Annotated in this window: 20 protein-coding genes and 2 pseudogenes; 19 read left to right on the forward strand and 3 right to left on the reverse strand. The window is 25.9% G+C overall.

Going from position 1 to position 20,628, the window contains the following annotated elements:
- Positions 1 to 24 precede the first annotated feature (24 nt).
- The 5 genes from H8923_RS16460 to H8923_RS16480 all read left to right on the forward strand — a co-directional run bounded on the left by H8923_RS16460 (position 25) and on the right by H8923_RS16480 (position 4,957).
- Positions 25 to 1,821 (forward strand): DUF927 domain-containing protein, encoded by a 1,797-nt coding sequence (locus H8923_RS16460; RefSeq protein WP_187127994.1) that lies wholly within the window; start codon positions 25 to 27, stop codon positions 1,819 to 1,821.
- A gap of 48 nt (positions 1,822 to 1,869) precedes the next feature.
- Complete coding sequence (locus H8923_RS16465) at positions 1,870 to 2,058, forward strand: hypothetical protein (protein ID WP_153973059.1); 189 nt, start codon at positions 1,870 to 1,872, stop codon at positions 2,056 to 2,058.
- 174 nt (positions 2,059 to 2,232) lie between these two features.
- Positions 2,233 to 3,879: a recombinase family protein gene (locus tag H8923_RS16470; RefSeq protein ID WP_057537349.1), complete on the forward strand. Its 1,647-nt coding sequence runs from the start codon at positions 2,233 to 2,235 to the stop codon at positions 3,877 to 3,879.
- 84 nt (positions 3,880 to 3,963) lie between these two features.
- Positions 3,964 to 4,212 carry a YkvA family protein gene (locus H8923_RS17200; RefSeq protein WP_057537348.1) on the forward strand — a complete coding sequence of 83 codons (249 nt, stop codon included), beginning with the start codon at positions 3,964 to 3,966 and terminating at the stop codon, positions 4,210 to 4,212.
- A 160-nt stretch (positions 4,213 to 4,372) separates the two neighbouring features.
- Positions 4,373 to 4,957, forward strand: coding sequence for a hypothetical protein (locus tag H8923_RS16480; RefSeq protein ID WP_057537347.1), 585 nt, complete (start codon positions 4,373 to 4,375; stop codon positions 4,955 to 4,957).
- 214 nt (positions 4,958 to 5,171) lie between these two features.
- Here H8923_RS16480 and H8923_RS16485 read toward each other — a convergent pair whose 3' ends face one another.
- On the reverse strand, positions 5,172 to 5,567 hold the full coding sequence (locus H8923_RS16485) for an RrF2 family transcriptional regulator (RefSeq protein WP_122641097.1): 396 nt from the start codon (positions 5,565 to 5,567) through the stop codon (positions 5,172 to 5,174).
- A 147-nt stretch (positions 5,568 to 5,714) separates the two neighbouring features.
- Between H8923_RS16485 and H8923_RS16490 the strand changes: the two genes are divergently transcribed.
- The 3 genes from H8923_RS16490 (at position 5,715) to rbr (ending at position 7,676) form a co-directional block, all read left to right on the forward strand.
- Complete coding sequence (locus tag H8923_RS16490) at positions 5,715 to 6,089, forward strand: YbaN family protein (RefSeq protein WP_122641098.1); 375 nt, start codon at positions 5,715 to 5,717, stop codon at positions 6,087 to 6,089.
- 126 nt (positions 6,090 to 6,215) lie between these two features.
- A complete protein-coding gene (locus tag H8923_RS16495; protein WP_122641099.1) occupies positions 6,216 to 6,683 on the forward strand; it encodes a globin domain-containing protein in 468 nt (155 codons plus the stop codon).
- Positions 6,684 to 7,088: 405 nt separating this feature from the next.
- Positions 7,089 to 7,676, forward strand: a complete 588-nt coding sequence (rbr, locus tag H8923_RS16500) for a rubrerythrin (protein WP_122641100.1) — start codon at positions 7,089 to 7,091, stop codon at positions 7,674 to 7,676.
- Between the two features lie 157 nt (positions 7,677 to 7,833).
- On the opposite strand, the gene H8923_RS16505 is transcribed toward rbr, so the two are convergent.
- Both H8923_RS16505 and H8923_RS16510 read right to left on the reverse strand, forming a co-directional pair.
- The gene (locus H8923_RS16505; protein ID WP_122641101.1) at positions 7,834 to 8,160 is read right to left on the reverse strand and encodes a DUF3784 domain-containing protein; all 327 of its coding nucleotides are present in this window, start codon (positions 8,158 to 8,160) and stop codon (positions 7,834 to 7,836) included.
- 110 nt (positions 8,161 to 8,270) lie between these two features.
- Positions 8,271 to 8,597, reverse strand: a pseudogene (locus tag H8923_RS16510) (IS1595 family transposase); the annotation flags it as partial.
- Positions 8,598 to 8,827: 230 nt separating this feature from the next.
- Between H8923_RS16510 and H8923_RS16515 the strand changes: the two are divergent.
- From H8923_RS16515 to H8923_RS17425, 11 genes and pseudogenes are all read left to right on the forward strand, one after another.
- Positions 8,828 to 9,876: pseudogene (locus tag H8923_RS16515) on the forward strand (IS1595 family transposase).
- Positions 9,877 to 10,053: 177 nt separating this feature from the next.
- The gene (locus tag H8923_RS16520) at positions 10,054 to 10,275 is read left to right on the forward strand and encodes a hypothetical protein (RefSeq protein ID WP_187127995.1); all 222 of its coding nucleotides are present in this window, start codon (positions 10,054 to 10,056) and stop codon (positions 10,273 to 10,275) included.
- Between the two features lie 1,623 nt (positions 10,276 to 11,898).
- Entirely contained in the window at positions 11,899 to 14,940 is a 3,042-nt protein-coding gene (locus H8923_RS16525) for a glycoside hydrolase family 2 TIM barrel-domain containing protein (RefSeq protein ID WP_122640959.1), read from the forward strand.
- A gap of 293 nt (positions 14,941 to 15,233) precedes the next feature.
- On the forward strand, positions 15,234 to 16,601 hold the full coding sequence (gene melB / locus H8923_RS16530; RefSeq protein ID WP_153973058.1) for a melibiose:sodium transporter MelB: 1,368 nt from the start codon (positions 15,234 to 15,236) through the stop codon (positions 16,599 to 16,601).
- Positions 16,602 to 17,133: 532 nt separating this feature from the next.
- On the forward strand, positions 17,134 to 17,283 hold the full coding sequence (locus tag H8923_RS16535; protein WP_153973057.1) for a hypothetical protein: 150 nt from the start codon (positions 17,134 to 17,136) through the stop codon (positions 17,281 to 17,283).
- Between the two features lie 464 nt (positions 17,284 to 17,747).
- Positions 17,748 to 18,059 (forward strand): hypothetical protein, encoded by a 312-nt coding sequence (locus H8923_RS16540; RefSeq protein ID WP_122640956.1) that lies wholly within the window; start codon positions 17,748 to 17,750, stop codon positions 18,057 to 18,059.
- A gap of 254 nt (positions 18,060 to 18,313) precedes the next feature.
- Complete coding sequence (locus H8923_RS17420; RefSeq protein WP_243113415.1) at positions 18,314 to 18,472, forward strand: hypothetical protein; 159 nt, start codon at positions 18,314 to 18,316, stop codon at positions 18,470 to 18,472.
- Positions 18,473 to 18,662: 190 nt separating this feature from the next.
- Positions 18,663 to 18,896, forward strand: a complete 234-nt coding sequence (locus H8923_RS17855; protein WP_408639070.1) for a DUF960 family protein — start codon at positions 18,663 to 18,665, stop codon at positions 18,894 to 18,896.
- Between the two features lie 198 nt (positions 18,897 to 19,094).
- On the forward strand, positions 19,095 to 19,337 hold the full coding sequence (locus H8923_RS16555; protein WP_122640955.1) for a hypothetical protein: 243 nt from the start codon (positions 19,095 to 19,097) through the stop codon (positions 19,335 to 19,337).
- A gap of 150 nt (positions 19,338 to 19,487) precedes the next feature.
- Positions 19,488 to 19,637, forward strand: a complete 150-nt coding sequence (locus H8923_RS16560; protein WP_153973056.1) for a hypothetical protein — start codon at positions 19,488 to 19,490, stop codon at positions 19,635 to 19,637.
- Between the two features lie 193 nt (positions 19,638 to 19,830).
- Positions 19,831 to 19,968 carry a hypothetical protein gene (locus H8923_RS17425; RefSeq protein WP_243113414.1) on the forward strand — a complete coding sequence of 46 codons (138 nt, stop codon included), beginning with the start codon at positions 19,831 to 19,833 and terminating at the stop codon, positions 19,966 to 19,968.
- Positions 19,969 to 20,628 lie beyond the last annotated feature (660 nt).

The raw sequence follows: 20,628 nt of genomic DNA on the forward strand, positions 1-20,628 counted from the left end.
TTACAAAAAGGAGAGAATTGAAATATGGCAATTAAACACAGAAAAAGACTAGGAGAAGGAATAATAGTAAACGAACCTAAAACACTAGATAAAGAAGTAATACATGAGTCAGTAGAAAGTAGTTCATGTGAATTTAATCAAGAAATAGAAGAAGTAAAGGAAGAAATGGATGAAAAAGTAAAACAAAATGAATATGAAACTAAAAACTACTTTAGTGATGGACAATGTCTATATGCTAAATCATCAGCTAAACCAGGAAATATAAAGGTTGGAAGACATATTTGGGCTAAAGAAAATCATTACAATATAGATGATAAAACAGAGAAGATTCTGTTAGAGTTCATGACAGTAAGAAAAATGGAAACAGAATTACTTAATCGACATGACTGTTTAGTGGAACGTAATCTAATGAAGTTCCAAGATAAAGGTGTTGATATAGTAAAAAGTAATGGAAAACATGTAGTTGAGTGTATAAGAGAATGTGAGGACTCTATTATTAAGAAGAATATTCATTCCAAGTTAGGATTCATGGAGTATGAAGGAAAGATAATATACAAACTATATGAAGCCATAGGACTAAATTCAACATACGTAGGTAAATACGATGTTAAACCAAAAGGTTCATATAGTGAATATATTAAGATGATAAAAAATCATGTCATAGGAAATGTAGAGTTAGAATTTGCAATGGTAAGTGGTCTTTCAGCTATTCTTTTAGGATACATAGGAGAAGAATTAGGACTTGATTCTACAATAATACATTTAGTTGGAAATTCAACCACAGGGAAATCTACAGCATTAAAGTTAGCAATATCAAGTTTTGGCTATCCAGAAGTTAAATATAATGGACTGTATGGAACGTATAACGGAACTAACAATGCTTTAATAAAAAAGCTAGGAGGTTTAAATGGTGTACCGTATGCATTAGATGAAATATCTATGTCAGAAAGCAATAACTTTACTAAATTTGTATATAGTTTAGCTAATGGAGCTGATAAAGAACGTTTAAACAAAGACTCTGAACTAATGGAAAAGGAATCTTGGTTAACAACAATACTATCTAATGGTGAAAAGTCTATAACTAGATCTTCTAATAATAATGCGGGAGTACAAGTGAGAGTAATAGAAGCAGAAAACTTTACTTGGACTAAAAGTCCAGAACATGCAGAAGCTATAAATCATGTTATTTTAAATAACTATGGGCATCTAGCGATAGAATTTGCACAGTATTTATTAGATAAAAATAGAAATGAAGTAATTAGAAATTATAAGCAAGAGAAAATCAATCTATACGATGAACTTCGCAAAAGAAATGTGTATGATGACATGTCGATGAGAAGATGTAGCAAGTTTGCTATTATCATACAAACTGCATTTATCATAGAAGAGTTATTAGATATAGAACTAGATATAGAAGGGATGGTAGACATGATAGTTAGCATAGAAAGAGAATCAATAAAGTATAGAAACTTCCACAAAGTAGTAATAGACTTTATAAAACAGTATGTAGACAGGTATAGAAATAAGTTTGATGGAAAATCAAAATCTAACTCACAAGAAATCTTAGGAAAAATTACAGAGAAGGAAGACTATATAGAACTTCAAATGGAGGAATTTTCTTTTGAATTAATGATAAAAGAAGGTGGGTACGAGGATAGAAAGATAGTTTTAAAAGAGCTAAAAAAAGCTGGATTTTTAGACTGTGAAAAAGATAGATTAACTAGGTCTAGAAACAATAGTGCAGGAGTTGAAACTAACTATATAGTAATAAAATTACCTAAAAAAATAGATCAAAATAAATCGGATACTAGGATAAATTAAAAGTAAATGTCCTAGTAGTGTAAAAATAATAAAGGAGTGTCTTTAGTTATGAATTATGAATCAATAGAGAAAGAGATGTTGGAGTTATCAATAAAAGAAGAGCAAGAATATTATGACTATATTATGCTAAATGCATATAAAGCAAGAGCATTGGATCTTATACTTCAAGAAATTAGTACTTGCGGAAAGAGTATAAGTGAAATCTTAGAAAGTTACTGTAGAACTAGCTCTTTTTAGAGTTAGTTACACTACAGGTAGAAAATATATATTATAAATTTGGTGTAATAAATATAGGAGGATATATGGATACAGTTAGTTTAGATCAAATAAAAGCACAAGAAATATTAGAAATACTAAGCACTATAATTCAAAAATCCATAGTAAAAAAAGAAAACAAAGGAGATAAAGAAAATGATTAAAAGAGTAGCAATATACTGCAGAGTATCAACTGTAGAGCAAGCTGAAGAAGGGTACAGTATAGACGAGCAAAATCTAAAAATAAGAGAGTACTGTGAAAGGGAAGGTCATGAAATATATAATTTATATGAAGACAGAGGAATAAGTGGGAAAAATATAACTAATAGACCAGGAATAAAACAACTTTTACAAGATGCAACAGAGAATAAGTTTGATTTAGTAATTGTATGGAAATTAAATAGAATAAGTAGAAAACTACTAGACATTCTTAACATAGTAGAGTTGTTAAATAAGCATAATATAGCATTTCGTTCACTAACAGAGAACTTTGAGACAGAAACACCATCAGGTAAACTTCAACTAAACATAATGGGAGCAATAGGGGAATTTGAAAGAGAAACAATAGCTGAAAATATAAAGCTGGGAATGGGGGCAAAAGCTAGGTTAGGTGAGTGGTGTGGCGGAGTAGTATTAGGGTATGATATAGTTGAAATTCCAAGTGATGGAAAGAAGAGAAAAAGCACTAAATTGCAGATAAATGAAAGAGAAGCGAATACAGTAAGGCGAATATTTGACTTGTATAGTCAAGGATATGGATACAAAGCAGTAGTTAATAGAGTAAATAAAGAAGGATATAAAACTAAGAGAAATAATGAATTTGCAGTAGCAACTGTTAAAGAGATACTAAAAAATCCAGTCTACATTGGTAAAATCAGATACAATGTAAGGCAAGATTGGAGTAAGAAAAGAAGGAATAACATAAATCCAAACCCTATACTTTCAGATGGGAAACATGAACCAATAATAGATATGGAAACATGGAACAAGGTACAAGTAATACTAAAAGAAAGAAGTAAGAAACATAATAAAATTTATGATAGTGAATTCCCTTTAACGGGAATACTTAAATGTCCTGTATGTGGTGCAGGAATGACTATAAGTAGGTCAACTAGTAAAAGAAAAGATGGAACTAAGAAGGTTTTAGAGTATTACTCTTGTGGAAACTGGAAGAATAAAGGTACAGCAGTATGTAAATCTAACTCAATAAGAGTAGAAGTTGCAGATGAGTATGTATTAAACAAAATAATGACACTAATAAACAACAAATCTATACTAAAGAAAGTAATAGATAATATAAACAAGAATAAATCTAGCAAATTACAACCGACTATAGATGAATTAGATAGAATAACAAATGAAATAAATAAGTTAAATACTAAGAAGAGTAAGAACATAGAGTTGTTTGAAGATGGAATACTAGATAAAAATGAACTTTCAATAAGAGTTAAATCAATAAACGATGATATAGATAAGTTAAAGTATAGAGAACAAGAGTTAATACAAGAAGTTCAACTTGCAGAAGGAGAACCAGTACCATTTGAGATCATAAAGGAAATAATGGATAGGTTTAAAGAAGTATTTCTTAATATGAGTACGAGTCAACAAAGAAAACAGTTAATACATCTGTTAGTTTCACAAATAACTATGAATGAAAAGCGAGAGATAGATAGTATAGAGATTCAAATAAATGATGATGTAATAACATACTTAATGAAGGATGAGTTGCCTAAACTAAAAGGTGATTCATCCTTTTTACATTTATTAGGAACTAATCATATAAATCTAAAAATATCAATTTAGCTATAGAAATAAATATTTAAAATAATGACATTAAATGACAAAAAATAGCGATTAAAAAATATATAATAATTAAGGAGATAAGATATGAATGTTAGTAGTAAGTATAATAGTTATTACTCAGAAAAATCATTATTTAATAAAATTAAATCAGTTTTTTCTGAAGCAGGCTTATCTATAGTGTATGGAGCATGGTTGTTATTTTATGCACTTAAAGATTCAAATGTTCCAATTAAAGCGAAAGCTACAATAGTAGGAGCATTAGGATATTTTATATCGCCAATAGACTTAATAGCAGATATCCTATACCAGATGCAGGATATGGAGATGATTTAACTGCAATAACAACCGCTTTAGGAATAATTTATATATTCATAACACCTGAAATTAAAATAAAAGCTAAAGAAAAGACAAAAGAGTGGTTTAATAATGTGACAGAAGAAAATTTTAAACAAATAGATACTAAATTATAAGGTATAAAGGGGAGATGAAGTGGATGAAAAAGGTAATTATATTAATGGTATTAGTTATGTCATTAATGATAGCTGGATGTACACAAACTGAAAAAATTGAAAAGGAAGAAGTCGTTAAGAGTGTATATTGTGACAGTTGTAGTGAGGAGTCAAAAGAAGTAACAAAATTTTGTTCAAATTGTGGAGTAGAAGCTAAATGGGTATCTGAAAAGCCTGAGATAGCAGAAGTAACTAATGATAATGATGAGGAAAATAAAATAGGAAATAGTAAAGAAAAAGAATCAGTAGATAAGAAAGATGAAGTTAAAGTTGAAAAAGGACAATGTGGAAATTGTGGAGCATATTTTCCTAAGAATCAATTAAATAAATTTTATGAAGGATTACTATGTACAACATGCTATAATCTTCCTAAAAATTGTGAAAATGGATTTGTAGGATTATGTGAGGGATGCTCTGAATGTGAGCCAACATCACAATATAACCCTAGTGATTATGATTTGTATTATCCTGAAGGAGATTTAGACTCTATGTATACTTGTACTAATTGTGGAAGAACATCTAATATGTATATGGGAACAATAGGTATGTGTGAAAAGTGCCTTGAGTAGTTACAGATGAAAGAAATTAAAATAAATTAAAACTAGCTCCGTAGAGTAAGGTACGGAGAACCGTATCACAAGTAACGGAGCACGGTTTTTATAAAAATAATTATAAATAGATTATACTAATTTTGATATGAGCCCTTTGTGATAGAAAGTTAAAACAATAAAACTTTTGTCATAAAGGGTTCATATCATCTTATAGATATAATGTCTTAATATATTAAAGGATATCATATAGGGTATATTTATAAAATTCAATTATAAATGAACTTAAAGCATTATTTATAATTGGTTTTAATTTACAAGAATTATTAAGGTTACAAGTATTATTATCAGTAGAAAAACATTCTACAATATTTAAATTATCTTCTGTTATTTCAAGAAGTTTACCTAAGTTTATATTTTGGGGGTCCATTCCTAGCTTTATACCACCATTTCTTCCCTTAGAAGATAAAATATATCCATTTTTAGCTAATTTATAAATTATTTTTTTTATATGATGAGTAGACAAATTAAGTGTATTTGATAACTCATCTACTGTAAAAAGTTTATTTTGGTTATTGCCTAGATAAATTAATATTCTAAAACTATAATCAGTAAATTTAGATAAATACATAAAATTCTCCTTAATATAAGTTGATTATTATATATTATTATAAATTATATTAGGTTAGATACAATATAAATTATAATTAAAAAATTATATTTTATTTAAAACTTAAAAAGGGTATATAGAATACATATTAAAAAATAGGAGAGTTTTATGAAGAGAATTAAAAAAATAATATTTGTTATTGCAGGGTTTATATTTCTTTTATTAGGAATAATCGGAATAGTACTTCCTATATTACCGACAGTACCATTTTTACTTTTAACATCATATTGTTTTGCTAGAGGGTCAAATAAATTTGAAACCTGGTTTAAATCTAGCAAAATATACAAAAATTATTTAGAAGGTTTTATAATTAATAAGTCCATGACCTTAAAGCAAAAGATATATACATCAACTTTTGCAGATATAATGATTGCTTTTCCATTAATTATTTTAAATAACTTATATATAAAGTTATTTTTAATAATAATTATTATATTTAAGTATTATTACTTTATATTCAAAATCAAAACTATAAAGATATAATTGCAATTGAATTGAGAATAAAGAATATATTACTTTTAAAAAATGTTTATATAAAAAATAATTGGGTAAATTTTTAATAAATAAAAAGTGTATATAAAATACACATTTAAAAAGGAGAGAGTAAGTATGTTAAGTCAAAAAACAATAGAGATAGTAAAAAGTACAGTGCCGGTATTAAAGGAGCATGGATTAGAAATAACAAAAACTTTCTACAAAACAATGTTTACGAATAATCCAGAAGTAAAAGAAATGTTTAATATGGATAAACAAGAATCTGGAGAACAACCAAAGGCGCTAGCAATGACAATACTAGCAGCAGCTCAAAATATAGATAATTTAGAGGTGTTATTACCAGCGGCAAAGAAAATAGGAAATATTCATGTTAATTCAAATGTAAAACCAGAGCATTATCCAGTAGTAGGTAAAAATTTATTATTAGCAATAAAAGAAGTTCTAGGAGACGCAGCAACAGAAGATGTTTTAAATGCATGGGCAGAAGCTTATGAAGTTATAGCTAAAGTATTTATAGATGTAGAAAAAGATATGTATATAGATCAAGTATGCAGAGATAATCAAGTACATCAAAAAATGTAATTTAATAAAAGCTCCTTAAAGTATTGATATTTTTATCATTGCTATTAAGGGACTTTTATTAATTATTTTTGATTTTTATATAATATTAGGTTTTATAGATGTAGTACACAAAATGTAATTAAAGTATCTTATATTAACTGGTACAACTAGTTAATTTCTGTGTGTTTTATCAGGAAAAGTATGGAGTACTACAATTATACAATTTATCCATTTCAAGTTTATTTTTATTATAACATTAAATCTAATAAAAGTTAAACATTTTATATTTAATATATTCTGATATATAACTATGCATATTAATACAAATTTACAAATTATTATGTAAAAAAATGTAAATTAGTTATTGAATTTATAAAATTTTAATGCTACTATCTTTATAAACTTAAATTAATTAAAGGGGGACTTATGAAAAGTTTAAAAGGAACAAGAACAGCTGAAAACTTAATGAAATCTTTTGCAGGAGAGAGTCAAGCAAGAACAAGATATACATATTATGCAAGCATAGCAAAAAAACAAGGGTATGTTCAAATATCAAACATATTTATGGAAACAGCAGAACAAGAAAAAGAGCATGCTAAGAAATTTTATAAATATTTAAAAGAAGATTTTATAGATGAAATGATAGAAATAACAGCAGCATACCCAGTATCATTCCATGAAGATACTATGGCAAACTTAAAAGCGGCTGCTGCTGGTGAAAATGAAGAATGGACAGAATTATACCCTGAATTTGCAAAGATAGCGAGAGAAGAAGGGTTTGAAGCTATAGCTAAAACTTTTGAGAGAATAAGTGGAGTAGAAAAAAGACATGAAGCTAGATATAATAAATTAGCTAAAAATATAGAAGAGGGAAAAGTATTTAAGAAAGATGAAAAAGTACTATGGAAATGTTTAAATTGTGGTCATATTCATGAAGGTGAAGAAGCACCTAAGGTATGTCCAACATGTGTACACCCACAAGGATACTTTGAAGTATTTATAGAAACATATTAATAACTATTTTTAAAATAGGATGAAAATAGTTGATAATATTAAAAAGTAAATAGAAATAGGCATATATATTAGAACTATTAAAGGTATGCCTATTTTTATTTTATAGATTGATTTAAATTATTGGTACTTTATTAAAATTGTTCATATATAATTAAGACTAATTATTAGGATTGATTTTATATTTATCAAATCTAAAAGTAACAGTAACTTTCACAAAGCATATAATCCAAATAACAATTGATATCCATAAAACTAATTTAGATATTAGAATATAGCCAATTGTCCATATTAACAGTATTAAAGCTAGTTTTAATAATATTACACCATAATCTCTACTCATTTTAAGTTCATCATATAATTCTCTTTCATTTTTTGAGATAAAATAATATCCATTGATTAATATAGATGCTTTATCTTTAAGAAGAAAAAACATACCCGATACGAAGAATAATGCACCTGACATAAATAATGATATTTTTAACACAATAGTTCACCCCTCCATTGAAATATACTCCCAATATATAACATTTGCGAACTTTACTATATTATACATAATGTTAATTTACTTTCCAATAGTAAAATAATTTCATTAATTTAAACTAGCTCAATAAGTCTACCTATAATAGTATCTCTCGTTATAAGTGTTTCTTTAGTAGCAATATTCACTAACATATCTTTGATTCTGTCAGTCTTTTTATTCTTCTTGCTTAATTGAAGAAATTTAAACCAAGCTAAATAGTTGTTAATATATTTTGTAGAAACTCCATTGAATGTCATTAACCATCTTTCAAAGCTACTATGAAGAGCATTTATATGTTGCAAGTGGTAAACACTATCTATCATTGATTTACCTCTAGGAACTTGTTTTAACTCTACATTTAATTTATCTTTTATCCCTATGTATGATTTATGTGAGTCGTCTCCACTATTGAAATCCACAAAAAAGGTATTGATTGAAAAATCAATATCTTTTTTTATTTTAATTATCAGAGTAAATGATTATTGTTGCACTATAAGTAAGGTTATACGATAGAAAGGGAGTCTATTTTACTATTTTTTATTTATAGGCTATGTTAGCTAACTTTGTGATTAATTATATCTAAAATAGTTATAAACTATATTTCAACTAATTTTCAGAAAGGATACCTAATATTAGGTCAAAAATAGATATAAAATCTGTGATAAAAGATTTAAAAAGGAATGAACTTACAGAGTTAATTTCAGTAGCACAATAAGTATTAAGTACTTTATTTAATTCCTCTGAAATTAGATATAATGTCAAAGAAAGTAGATTTTCTAAAGGATACGAGTTCCCAAAATGTCAATATAAATATGTAAATAAAAATGGGAAATCTAACGGAAGACAAAGATATATATGTAAACGTTGTCGTACAAGTTTTGATGAGTTTACTATGTCCCCATTCTCTAATACAAAATTAAGCTTAGATAGATGGCTAAAATACTGCGAATTAATGATATTAGGACTTTCTATAAGAAAATTTGCTGAAGAAATCAGAGTAGGTGTTAAAACGTATTTTTATATGCGTCATAGGATACTTGATGTAATAAATCTATCATTAAAAAATGATAAAATTGAAGGTATAGTTGAAGTAGATGAATATTTTATTAAGGAGTCTTTTAAAGGGAATCATTCTAAAAGTACTATATTTGCAATGCCTAGAAACCATAGAAAAAGAGGTAAAAGCAAAAATGATAAGAAGAAAAGGGGAATATCAAAAGAGCAGATTTGTATAGAGACAGCAATTGATAGAAAAGGAAATATCCTTATGGGTGCTGTTTGTAATGGGAGAATTACAACCAATCAAATAGTTAACTTTTTTGACAATAAAATATGTTAAGATGCTACTTTTGTGTAGATTCGCATAAATCCTATATGGGAATAAAGGATAAGTTGAACATAGAATTAAAGCAAGTTTCTAGAGGAAAATCAATGATAGATAGTGTTTATCATTTACAGCATATAAATGCTCTTCACAGTAGCTTTAAGAGATGGTTAATGACTTTTAATGGTGTATCCACAAAATATATTAATAATTATTTGGCTTGGTTTAAATTTCTACAACAAAGTAAGAAGAATAAAAAGAGTGACCGAATTAAAGATATGCTAGTGAATGTATCTACTAAGGATACATATATAACTAGAGCAACTATTAGAAATAGATTTATTGAGTTAACATAAAATAAGGAACTTTACTTCAAATTAATGAAACTATTTTGCAATTGGAGAATAATTGAATATTTCGTATAGTATAATTAAGTTTACAATTATTATAAATTGAGAAAAACAAAGAGAGGGATTATATATGCAAAGACCATCTAAATTATCATTAGTATTTTTATAACTGGATTAACTTTAATGTTTTTAGCTTTAACATCAAGAAACGTTAACTTTAATAAAACTCTGATATCAGAAAAAATCCCAGATACATTATGTAAGATAGAAGTCGAATCCACTAAACTTCCATATGGTGTGCAAATAAATATCGTATCAGACTCATCAAGTGAGGAGCTTATAAAATATCCTATTCATCAAGACTTAGCAGGAATTGTTAAAGAGAATATTGATTTTAAATGGTAAGATTATGTTGCTATAATAAGTGTAAAAGGTGAAACCAAAATAGCTGAGTTTAAAGTAAAACTAAATAGAGATACATACTCATTTGACTACGGAGTAAATACATACATCAATAATAATCAAAACGACTATAGTTGGTAATTTATAATAAGCACATCATATAATCTAATACGTTTAAAATACTAAGGTGTACTTATTATTATGTCATATTTATCACGAAGATGGCTAACATAGTCAAAGATAATAATATAAAAAATATAGGAAAAAATTGACATAAATAATGTGCAATGGTATTATAATTTTAAAAAAAAATTTTACTAAAAATAGAGGTGAAATATAAGGTTAAAAATATTAGCATTTTTTACTGATTGTACAGCGGATTAAACTTTAAATGTTAAATATGTATGGAAAAGAATCAATAATGGTATAGGTATGAAACAAAAACTTAAACATTAGCGTAATGGAAAATTATACTAAAATTTAGAAAAATATAAATACACATTTAGATATTGAAACAATAATTATTAAAGAAAATGTATAGAAATAAAGTTATATACAGGTTTTAGAACAAAGTTTGTTAAAAAAATATCTATAGACTTTTATAAAAGAGTATATAGAGCAAAGGTTTTAACTTTATATCTAGGAATATTTAAAAATTTAACTGAAAATTTTGACTATGATAAATTTGTTCAATATAACAATATAAGGTGTAACCTATGATTGTAGATAGAAGTATATATGGATTTCTATTTAACTGAGATATAATAGCAATATTTTATAGAATAGCCTATTTATGGGGAGTAAGATCTACATAAGCATATTCAAAAGATACAATTTAATAAGAATAATCAGAAATCGATAAAATAGTAAATAAAAAGACTAGAAAAATATGAAACTTAAAACAGGGAACAATGACGTATTAAAATAAGTTCTATAAATATTAAAGAAAAGAAAGATAGTAGTTGCCGATATTATAAATGAATATTTGCTATGAATTATAGCTCTTAATTAATAGTAGTAAGTGTTTATGGATTGAATATATTTTATAATATCATTAATTTATCAATCATTAAAGTGAGTTATAGGATCTGCATCAAAATTAAGTACAATAGATTCATTAAATCTATTTAATTTAATCAAGTTTGTATTTTGTTGATATAAAATATAATGAAGACAGATCTATAGACTTATTAAATAAGACTTTGGGTTGAAAGTTTATAAACCAGTTAAATGCTTTATTCTTTATTTTAAGTGATTATATCATTTACAGTTACAATGAGGGATTTATTTTAGTTAGTAGCTAAAATAGTGGTAATATAGATACGAAACAAACGTTTTCTATAAATTAGATATGGTCATTTATGAATAGAATAATTTTAGGTCCATTTATATTGATACAATCTAATAGTGAAAAATTATTAACTTTAGTATGAGGTCAATTAGCACAAGTATATTTTGTTGAATATAGTTTATTAATTGTAACTATATTAATAGAACCTACTATAAAGGTATTCTTAACAATACAAAAATATTTCGTTGTCGTATTATAGGATACAACAAATAAAATAGAGTGCTCATATGGAAATAATCATATTAACACCTTTATGAGGGAGAGGTAGGGAGATTATGAAATTTAAATATGAAAAGCCGCAAAACGGATATCCTGAGTGGAATAATAATCCACAGATAATATCTTTAAATATGAATAAGCCTCATAATGATTTTGTAAATTATGAAACCAAATTACAAGCTATAGAAGGAGTAAAAGAAAATTCTTCGAGATATATATCTCTAAATGGAAGGTGGAAATTCAATTTCTGTAAAGATATAAAAAATATACCGGAGGATTTTTATAAAATAAATTATAATAATGAGCCATGGGATGAAATAGAGGTTCCATCGAATTGGCAAATAAAAGGGTATGGAATACCGCAATACACAAATGTTATATATCCATGGACTGGAAGGGAAGATATAAAACCACCATTTGCTCCTGTTAAAATAAATGAAGCAGGATGCTATGTAAGGTATATTGATATAACTAAAGAACAATTAAATAAAAAAGTATTAATAAATTTCCAAGGTGTAGAGTCATGCTTTTATCTATATGTAAATGGAGAAATAGTAGGGTTTAGTAAAGATTCATTCTCACCATCTGAGTTTGATATAACTGATTACTTAGTAGAAGGTAAAAATAAAATAGGAGTAAAAGTATACAGATGGTGTGATGCAAGTTGGTTAGAAGATCAAGACTTTTGGAGATTAAGTGGTATATTTAGAGATGTTTACTTAGAAATAAAAAATAAAACTCATATAGTGGATTTTAGAGTAGACTCAAATCTTACAGATGATTATAAAGATGGTACTTTTAGTACTAAAGTAGAAGTAATTGGAATAGGAAATTACAATATAAAATTAGAATTGTATGATAAAGAAAATATAATATATTCTAGTAAAAAAGAATTTACTGTAGACGGTGAAGTAAATCTACATTTTCAAACTATAATAGATAATCCAAGAAAATGGAGTGCAGAACAACCTAATTTATATAAAGTAATAATAAGTTTAGAAAATGAAAATAATGAAGCAATAGAGTATGTAAGTTGTGATACAGGATTTAGACGATTTGAAATAAAAGAAAATGTAATGTACATAAATGGAAAACGTATACTATTTAATGGTGTTAATAGACATGAATTTGACAGTGAAATGGGAAGAGCTATAAATAAAGATGTAATGGAAAAAGATATAAAAATAATGAAGCAGTTTAATGTTAATGCTTTAAGAACTTCTCATTATCCAAATAATCCATATATGTATGATTTATGTGATAAATATGGATTATATGTAATAGATGAAGTAAACTTAGAAACTCATGGTACATGGAAGTATGGACAAAAAGAAGAAGAAGGTGCAATTCCAGGAAGTAAATCAGAATGGACAGATGCCGTATTATCAAGATGTAAATCTATGTTTGAAAGAGATAAAAACCATCCATCCATAATAATATGGTCATTAGGAAATGAGTCTTTTGGAGGAGAAAACTTCAGAAAAATGTACAGATTCTTTAAAGATAATGATAAATCTAGAATAGTACATTATGAAGGAATATTTCATCATAGAATATATGAAGATGTATCAGATATAGAAAGTCAAATGTACACAAGACCTTGGGAAATAGAAGAATATGCAAAAAATAATCCTAAAAAACCCCATATAATGTGTGAGTATACACATTCTATGGGAAATTCAAATGGTAATATAGATGCATATTATAAATTATTTAGGAAATATGATGTGTTACAAGGTGGATTTGTATGGGACTTCAAAGACCAAGCAATCCTTAAAAAAGAAGAAGATATAAGTTATTTAGCTTATGGAGGAGATTTTGGAGATTTCCCAAATGATTATGATTTTAGTGGAAATGGATTAGTATTTGCTAATGGAGAAGTAACACCTAAATTCTATGAGATTAAATATTGGTATGCAGATGTATTATTTGAAGATATAAAGGAAGGTTTAGTTAATATAAAAAATGATTATTTATTTAATAATTTAAATAAATACGACATATTTATAACTACAACTAAAAATGGTGAGTTTGTAGATGAAAAATGTATAACAATAGACTTAGAGCCTGGTGAAACTTATGAACTACAATATGATGTAGTAGAAAAAAGATACAAGGATGAGGAATATATAGTAACATTTACAGTTAAAGAAAAACATGAAACTATGTATGCAGCTAAGGGTCATGAAATAAAACATCACCAAGTCGTATTAAAACCAAATACATTAAAAATAGAAAGAGAAGAAAATACTAATATAGTTAATATAAATGAAGACGACAAATTAATAACACTATCTACTGAAAAAGTAAAAGTATCTATATCAAAGAAAAATGGTCTTTTATCGGAGTATATTGTAGGTGGTGAGAATATACTAAAAGAAGAAACAAAGCCATATTTCTGGAGATCAAGCACAAATAACGATAGAGGATTTAAAAATGAAATAGATGCAGTTACTTGGAGAAATCCAAATATGAATTTAGTAAATATTAAAATAGTAAATTATGATAAAATAGTTAATTTAATAGTAGATATAGAGTTAGATAATAAGAGTACTGTAACATATGTATATTCATTAGATTGTAACTCTAAATTAAAAGTGCAACAAATATTAAATCCGAACAGAGATTTAGCTAAAATACCTGCAATAAGTGATATGTTTATACTAAAAGAAGATTTTAAAAATATAACTTATTATGGAAGAGGTGAGATAGAAAATTACTGGGATAAATACAAGAGTGCTAAAATAGGGTTATATAATGATATTATAACAGATAAAATGGTAAACTATCTTCAACCTCAAGAAAATGGGGCTAAAACTGATGTAAGATATTTAGAAATAAAAAATGAAAAAGGGGAAGGTATAAAAATAAGTGGAAATCCTACTTTTGAGTTTAATGTATCTAAATATCATCCAGAAGATATAGAAGTAGCCGATCATTTTTATAAATTAAAGCCATTAGATGCGACGGTATTAAGAGTAATATACAAGCAAATGGGAGTAGGAGGAGATGATAGTTGGAAAGCATTACCTCATTCAGAGTATATTTTAAATCCTAATAAAATATATACTTTAATATATGAAATAAAACCAATGTAATTAATCAGTAAAATATACATGTAATCTCAACTAAATAGAATATGTATTTTAGTTAATATAAAACCTTGAAATGTCAATTTAAACTAGGGAAATTATATATGATTTATTAAGCAACTGGAAGTAAACTTCCAAGTCCAGTTGCTTTCTTCATAATTTCACTTTGGGTATAACAGTATAATACTTATACTCAAATTATGATGCTTAATAAATAATTTTACCAGGGTTAATAGAAAATATTTCCTGATATGTTTTTATAAATTTATAAAAGGGGAATAAAAATATGGAGGAGAAAGATGAGTAAGTTAACATTTAGAGAGAAGTATTCTTATGGAGTAGGTGCTTTAGGAAAAGATTTAGTATATGCAATAGTAGCAACATATTTAATGGTTTATTTTACTGATGTAGTTAAACTAAATCCGGCATTCGTAGGAACGCTATTTTTAGTTGCAAGACTTTGGGATGCAATAAATGACCCAGCAATGGGGATGATAGTTGATAATACTAGAAGTAAATTTGGCAAGTTTAGACCATGGATATTTATAGGAACAGTAATAAACGCAGTTGTTTTAATATTCTTATTTAGAAAGCCAGACTTAGAAGGCTTACCACTATACGCATATTTCTCGATTGTATATATATTATGGGGAATGACATACACAATAATGGATATACCTTACTGGTCTATGATACCAGCATTAACTAGTGACAAAGAAGAAAGAGAACAAATATCAGTAATACCTAGAGTATTCGCAAGTACCGCTTCGCTGATAGTAGGAACATTTGGACTTTGGATAGTCAAAACACTAGGGAATGGAGATATTACAAAAGGATACTCGGTATTTGCAGTTGCTATAGCTGTAGTATTTGTAATAACTACAATAATAACTTGTCTAAATGTTAAGGAAAAAGTAGAAACACCTAAAAATGCTGAAAAAGTAAACTTTAAACAAACAATTAATATAATAAGAAAAAATGATCAACTAGTAGTATTTATAGGAATAGTTTTAGCAATGAATCTAACTATGCAGATATCTGGAAGTATGGCTATATACTACTTTACATATGTTGTTGGAAAAGAAAGTTTATTTTCTGTGTATCAGGCATTTGCTGGAATAGCAGAAATATCAGGACTTGTATTATTACCTATATTAACGAAGAGAATTGGTAGAGAATATGTATTTAAACTAGGAAGTATATTGCCAATAGTTGGATTCTTACTATTATTTGTAATAGGAATTTTAGCACCTCAAAATGCTGTATTAATAGCAATAGCAGGAGCTGTATTAAAATTAGGTAGTGGATTTTTAGTAGGTTCTACAACTATAATGCTTGCGGATGTAGTTGATTATGGTCAATATAAATTAGGTACGAGAAATGAAAGTATAGTATTCTCTGTGCAAACGTTATTAGTTAAAGGGGCATCTGCAGTAGCTGGATGGTTAGTTGGTGTTGGATTATCCTTAGTAGGATATGTAGCTGGAGAAGCTCAAAGTTCAACAACTATATTTGGAATGAGAGTAATAATGATATGGATACCTATAGTTTGTGCAATAGTAATGTATGCTATATACAAATCTAAGTATAAAATAAATGGTAAATTCCATGATGAAATGTTGATAGAATTAGAAGAAAGAAAAAAATTAATGATGTTATGTAGATAAAAATAAGCTGTCTCAAAATAAAATCTAGTAGTTATCCTACTAAATATTTTACTTTGAGATAGCTTTTTTAACTTTAAGAATATTATATTGAATTTAAACTTCTGTAAAGCTCACGTATAATAGGAATAAGTATGGAATATATAAAAGTGCAAAAGCATATATAGAATACTACTGAATAACTTCAAAGAATTTTTTATATAGAAACTGTTGAGAGTTAGAAAAAATATGTGAACATATAGCTGATTTAGTTCGAAAATCTTTAAAATGTAAAAATATATTTTATTATTACATAAAATATAAGGGTTTATAATGTAATCAGTAATAGTTTATGGATTTTCATGTAAAAGTAAGTTTTGTAGTAAATACTGAATAAAATATTCACTAGGATGTGTAGATAAACAAATTATAAATATGATAAAATTAAAGCATAGATAAACTTTTAGAATTATTTAAATATTATAGAACAACTCCTTTTGATATAAGAGTTATTGATTATTATATTGCTGGACTGGGTACTAGCTTTATAGGTGATATGTTATTTTCTTTACTAAATATGTTAATGTATTTAATAGTAAAAAATAATATGATATCGTTATTAATAAGCTTAAGTATGTATTATGCTCCAACATTTATTGGAAGTTTTATTCATATAGATTCTATAGGTAGAATTTTAGATAAATAAATTTAGCAGAAGCTATAAGAGTAGAAAGTATGTTTAGAGATGTGAGTACTTATAATGTTTTGGAAATCCAGTATTATATTCGACTGTATTAATAAGTCTAGTTATTGTATCTACACCAGTTGTGGATATATTTAATAAAATATTTCGGAAAAAAACAGGCCATATAAGTAGATAATAAATTAATTCAAGACTTATTTATAATCGTAGTCGGAACAATTGATTTATTTGAGAATCGTATTGAGGGAATAAATTGATTATGACTATAAATGAACTTAGGGTAAATACATTAGATATAAGTTAATAAACAAAACGTAATAAATAATATTATAAATATATATTATAATTTTGAATCTATATTAAATAGCTATCCTACTAGATAGGAATATAAAAATTGGAAAATGGAGATGTTGGTATAAATGCTAACATCTCTTTTTTAATGCAAAACATTAAAGGAGGAAGTAAATATGATTAACTTATGGAAGAAAGAAGATTTAAATTTATTATCAGAATATCCAAAGGAAGTAGTTAAAAATGTGAATAACGTTATCAATATTCTTGATGAAAACTATGGACATAACAGAAAACTAACAGATGATGGTGGATATGTGTGTGTAATTGAGGATATTAAAGAAGTGGATTATTTAAAAGTAAATATATTAAAAGGATTATTTGAAGAATTTAGTGATGTAATATATGAAGATTGTATAGATAAATACAATTCAACGTTATACTTATTATCTAGTGATTATTCAATAACTATAATTACAAAAAATTAGGTTACTAAAGAGTTATTAAAATAAGTATAAACTAATATAGATGATAGATTATAATTATTATTTAATAAAATCAAGCTAGACTATATAAGGAAACAATGAGGTAAAATATATGGCTAAAAGAGAAAAAGAAGAGTTATTTGAAAAGGAAACAAGGTACTGTAAGATAATAAGGAGTATTGAATTAAAAGATGGTGAAGAACTATTTACACTTTAAAAAAAAATATATATAAGAATTAGAAAGGTATGAGATAATAATGTGTTTATATCTTGACTGCAATGATAGAGCTAGGAAATTAATTCCTAGGCAAGTTGACATTTCACAAGATAAGTTTATAGATTTAATTGCCCTTGGATTTACAACAGGTATACTAGATAAAGATTTTAAAAATCAATTAAAAAGTATTATTGATTAAAATAAATCAAAAAATAGTAAATTGTTATGTTATTTTAGTAAAAATTAGTCAGATTATTTTTCTATAATCTGATTAAAGACCGAAAGCCCGTAAAACAAAGAGTACATATAAATAATAGGAGAAGATAGATATGTTTAAAAAAGAAAATAGGTATATGACAAGAAACATTGTAGATTAAATACCATTAGAAATATGTAGACTATTATGGAATCTAATAGATGAATTAAAAATAGAAAAAGATTATTTACAGATATTTGAATTAAACCCGATAGGAGAAGGTATAGTTGAAATCATTCATAAGCAAGAAGTACCAGAATATGAAGCAAGTATATACATATACAACGAAGTGATTAAAGAAAATAAAAAGATATATGCTATAGATAGTGTAGAATATAGTACTTTAATGTTTTCATATGAGTACTAATTCAATATAGAATTAGGAAAAGTTTGATGTTAGAGAATGAACTAAAATTTAAATAAAGCAAGTCTGATTAATACAAATCTATTTATAAAAATAATAAAAATCGTAACTAAGAAGTAATAATTTAAATCTAAATTAAAGTCTGAAAGCCCGAAAAAATAAATATATAATTAAAAAATAAATGAAAAGTAGAATATGACTATGATAAATAATAAATCTGAAATAATTAATAAATTATTCTTTAATGAATTGAAAGAAATAATTAATAAATATAACAACATAGATCAAGAAACAATAATTGTTATAGAAAGAATAGATAATGAAATAGAAGATAAATATATAAAAGAATACATATTAAATGAGAGTAATAAGTTAAATGAAATAGTAATTGAATACGAAAATACAAATAACTTAGATATAGATAAGGTAATATTATTTGCGTAATACAACTTAAATATAGAAGAGATAAGTATGAAGTATATAAGTAACTGCTACAATGAATTAAATTCTTAAAATTACAATGAGAATGATAATTACTTAATATATACAAATGAAAATGATTTAAGGAAATATGTAAGAAACGAATTAGATTATATGTTAGATATGGAACATCACATAGATAGGTTATTTTGTAAAGATAAGATAATAGATATGTGGTTAAATAATATAACTAGAGAAGAATTACTAGAGAAAATAACGTTAAATGATGATGTTGAAGATATACTAGATTTTCATACTGATTAAGTATTTATATTAACAGATGTAAGAGAATATGTTTTTTTAATTAAAGAATAAAAAATGATTAATAGAACTAAAAAATAACGGGGTTTCGGGATTTTTACAAAGAATAAAGCAAGGAACTTTTTAAGAGATAATCTCAAAGAAACTTTCTATAGAAATAGTTATTATTAGTTTGTATAAGAAAAGTAGGTGAAGAATGAAAATCGTAAAAAGTAATTTTAAAGAGATCTATGCAGAAATCTTAGGAGAAGAAATAGTAAGAATAGTACATAAGTATTATAAAGGTCAGCAGATTAATTTGCCAATGAAACTATACTCTAATGAATATGTGTGAAAGTATATAGTTAATAATTATGGAAAAAGAGTGTAAGAGAAATGGCTAGAGAGTTAGGATATTCTGATAAGTGGGTAAGTAGACTAACTAAAAATGTAAATTTGAAAGAAGAAAATACTGTATAAAAAATAGAAAAGGATGGTTAATAATGTGGGTATATTTGATAATTTATTAAAAGGTATAAAAGAAGAGACTATAAGGTCTAATAAACAATAAAAAAATGCAGGTAGAAGAAATCAAGCAGAAGATACTTATAATCATTTTATGAAAACATTAGAAAAATCAAGTGGAATAAAAAAGAAGATATTATAAGTATGAAAGTAAATAGCGTAGAAAGAAATAAAATAATAGTAAGAAAAAATAATAAAAAGAAAAAAATGTAAAAAAGTAATTTTTATTATGGAAATTATTTACATATAATGGTAATATTTAAATATAAACAACAAGAAACGACATAAAATTGAAAATCAGTGGGAATTGACATAATAAAATATTGAAATTTAAAGGATAATTTAAAAAAATATTCTTTATAATTAACATATATAAAATTAATTTATTTTATTAGATAAGTTATTTAATAAAAAATAACACCCCAAAACCCCAATAAAAAAGACTGGTCTTTTAAAGCACAGTCTTTTTATATTGGAAAAGTTAGATTAG

Source organism: Romboutsia faecis (genome assembly GCF_014323405.1).
In the GTDB taxonomy this organism is placed as follows: domain Bacteria; phylum Bacillota; class Clostridia; order Peptostreptococcales; family Peptostreptococcaceae; genus Romboutsia_E; species Romboutsia_E faecis.

Bases quoted from the DNA above. Each gene is read 5' to 3' on its own strand.
- H8923_RS16460 (WP_187127994.1), top strand. From the start codon at position 25: ATGGCAATTAAACACAGAAAAAGACTAGGAGAAGGAATAATAGTAAAC.
- H8923_RS16465 (WP_153973059.1), top strand. From the start codon at position 1,870: ATGAATTATGAATCAATAGAGAAAGAGATGTTGGAGTTATCAATAAAA.
- H8923_RS16470 (WP_057537349.1), top strand. From the start codon at position 2,233: ATGATTAAAAGAGTAGCAATATACTGCAGAGTATCAACTGTAGAGCAA.
- H8923_RS17200 (WP_057537348.1), top strand. From the start codon at position 3,964: ATGAATGTTAGTAGTAAGTATAATAGTTATTACTCAGAAAAATCATTA.
- H8923_RS16480 (WP_057537347.1), top strand. From the start codon at position 4,373: ATGAAAAAGGTAATTATATTAATGGTATTAGTTATGTCATTAATGATA.
- H8923_RS16485 (WP_122641097.1), bottom strand. From the start codon at position 5,567: ATGTATTTATCTAAATTTACTGATTATAGTTTTAGAATATTAATTTAT.
- H8923_RS16490 (WP_122641098.1), top strand. From the start codon at position 5,715: ATGAAGAGAATTAAAAAAATAATATTTGTTATTGCAGGGTTTATATTT.
- H8923_RS16495 (WP_122641099.1), top strand. From the start codon at position 6,216: ATGTTAAGTCAAAAAACAATAGAGATAGTAAAAAGTACAGTGCCGGTA.
- rbr (WP_122641100.1), top strand. From the start codon at position 7,089: ATGAAAAGTTTAAAAGGAACAAGAACAGCTGAAAACTTAATGAAATCT.
- H8923_RS16520 (WP_187127995.1), top strand. From the start codon at position 10,054: ATGTTTTTAGCTTTAACATCAAGAAACGTTAACTTTAATAAAACTCTG.
- H8923_RS16525 (WP_122640959.1), top strand. From the start codon at position 11,899: ATGAAATTTAAATATGAAAAGCCGCAAAACGGATATCCTGAGTGGAAT.
- melB (WP_153973058.1), top strand. From the start codon at position 15,234: ATGAGTAAGTTAACATTTAGAGAGAAGTATTCTTATGGAGTAGGTGCT.
- H8923_RS16535 (WP_153973057.1), top strand. From the start codon at position 17,134: ATGTTATTTTCTTTACTAAATATGTTAATGTATTTAATAGTAAAAAAT.
- H8923_RS16540 (WP_122640956.1), top strand. From the start codon at position 17,748: ATGATTAACTTATGGAAGAAAGAAGATTTAAATTTATTATCAGAATAT.
- H8923_RS17420 (WP_243113415.1), top strand. From the start codon at position 18,314: ATGTGTTTATATCTTGACTGCAATGATAGAGCTAGGAAATTAATTCCT.
- H8923_RS16555 (WP_122640955.1), top strand. From the start codon at position 19,095: ATGATAAATAATAAATCTGAAATAATTAATAAATTATTCTTTAATGAA.
- H8923_RS16560 (WP_153973056.1), top strand. From the start codon at position 19,488: ATGTTAGATATGGAACATCACATAGATAGGTTATTTTGTAAAGATAAG.
- H8923_RS17425 (WP_243113414.1), top strand. From the start codon at position 19,831: ATGAAAATCGTAAAAAGTAATTTTAAAGAGATCTATGCAGAAATCTTA.